The sequence below is a fragment of the Burkholderia sp. APQ4-4ca genome (genome assembly GCF_057837105.1).
This window is the reverse complement of record NZ_JBYQCG010000207.1, coordinates 1-1636: the sequence shown is the minus strand read 5'-3', so window position 1 is coordinate 1636 and position 1636 is coordinate 1. Positions and strand designations below refer to the sequence as shown.

The 1636-nt window shown below is 58.8% G+C and carries 2 protein-coding genes and 1 tRNA gene; 1 reads left to right on the top strand and 2 read right to left on the bottom strand.

Annotation, left to right across the window (positions count from 1 at the left end; genetic code table 11):
• Together AC3IFE_RS21465 and AC3IFE_RS21460 are read right to left on the bottom strand one after the other, a co-directional pair.
• Positions 1-248, bottom strand: a 248-nt coding sequence (locus tag AC3IFE_RS21465; RefSeq protein WP_489191879.1) for a DUF2628 domain-containing protein, incomplete at its 3' end; no start/stop codon positions are given.
• Positions 249-557: 309 nt separating this feature from the next.
• Positions 558-634 (bottom strand) — tRNA-Val (locus AC3IFE_RS21460).
• A 545-nt stretch (positions 635-1179) separates the two neighbouring features.
• Between AC3IFE_RS21460 and AC3IFE_RS21455 the strand changes: the two genes are divergently transcribed.
• Positions 1180-1437: an Imm74 family immunity protein gene (locus AC3IFE_RS21455; RefSeq protein ID WP_489191878.1), complete on the top strand. Its 258-nt coding sequence runs from the start codon at positions 1180-1182 to the stop codon at positions 1435-1437.
• Positions 1438-1636: the final 199 nt, after the last annotated feature.

Sequence of the window (1636 nt, the reverse complement as noted above, 5' to 3'; positions counted from 1 at the left end):
GGGAAGTACAGCAACTCGACCAGCGTGATGCCCAGCGTGGCGGCAAGCACGGCGGCCGCCTGCCAGTACATGCATCGATACGCCATCCAGACCGGGCCGAGGAAGCACGCGGCCCAGTTCCACGACTGCCGGCTCCTGCGCGATTCGGCGATCGCCCACTTCCGTTCGAACCAGGCGGCTTTCGTGCCGACGTAAGCGGCGATTTCGTCGTTGCTCGCCGATGATGCGGCGGTCGTGACCTCGGACATGATCGTGTGCTCTCAGTCGCGCGGATTGCGCGTCGTTGTTTTGATGCGGTGGAAGTCGGGTGACGGGCGAAAGTGCCGCGTCGATGCGCACACGATTCTACGCGCCGTGCAGCGGCGGTTGTGTGGCGAATCGGATTGCCGGTGACGATGCGATGCCGGGCGCGTATCGCGCAACGTATCGGGGATTCACGCGTTGTTTCGGGCCGGAAAAGAAAAACGCCACGCGATGTTGCCGCGTGGCGTTTGTATGTTGGCGAGCCGCGTTGCCTGTAGGCAAATTGTGCTGCCGGACCCCTTCATTTTGTTCGTTGGTAGGCTCGATTGGATTCGAACCAACGACCCCCACCATGTCAAGGTGGTGCTCTAACCAACTGAGCTACGAGCCTAAGAAGCCGCGAATTATAGAGAGGGTTTTGGGGGAGCACAAGCCCCTTCGTGAAAATTCTTTGAAACGTGCCGCGCGGGGTTCCCGATCGATGTTGCGTGGCGATGCCCGCCGTGTTGGCTTCATCTGTTCGCATCACAGCAAAACGCGTCGATGTGCTGTGGTGTTATCCACATTGCCCTCTGGATAACCGTCCGGGAAGTCTCTGGATTCACAGTGGAACGATTGAGGATATGTCGACGCGGCTGTGAATCGACGAAAAGTTGTTCCGTGCTCCCGGATGCTGTTCACGTCGCGCACCCAGGGTTATGCATTTCGGTTCGCGTTGAAGATTCAGTGCGTTACGGAGGTTACCCTGTTAACACCTTTGGATAAGCACAGTCCGTCGACTGTGATCCGCTCGGGCTATGCACTTCGTGCGGCGAGAGGACAACCGAAACGGAACGCTGTGAAGCGCTCGCGCGATGCGCGGGCCTTCATGTCTGTAGAATCACCGGCATCCACGAGAAGCGGTTCTTCAACGATTGAACCACGCGAGGCAAAGCGATGACGTACGAGGTCTTGATGGTGTCGCGTGGTGCGATCGACCTGTCCGATGGCGAACGTCCAATCCGGGTGTCTGGTGAAGCATTGCTGCCGGTCTCGGACGACGGTCCCGCATTCGTCGTCTACGTTGGCTCCATGAAGTACGTGGCGCCGCCGCACGATGACCGGCCGATCGATGCCATCACACGTCAAGCCGTGATTTCGGCAATCGCCGCATATTTCTCTTCTCGGCACATGACGGTCGATTTCGAACCCTGAGCCTTTGACGATGACCGACACGACGAATCCGAAATGTCGTCCGGCGTGTTCGTGGCTGCACTTCAGGATCGGGAAGTCATTCCACTACGTCATCGCGCCGGAAACCGGCGAGATTCTCGGGATAGTCGGAACGAAGTGACCAGAAGCGCGGGCGGCGGTGTGTGGATAACCGACGCGCAAAACAGCTCCAAACACTGTG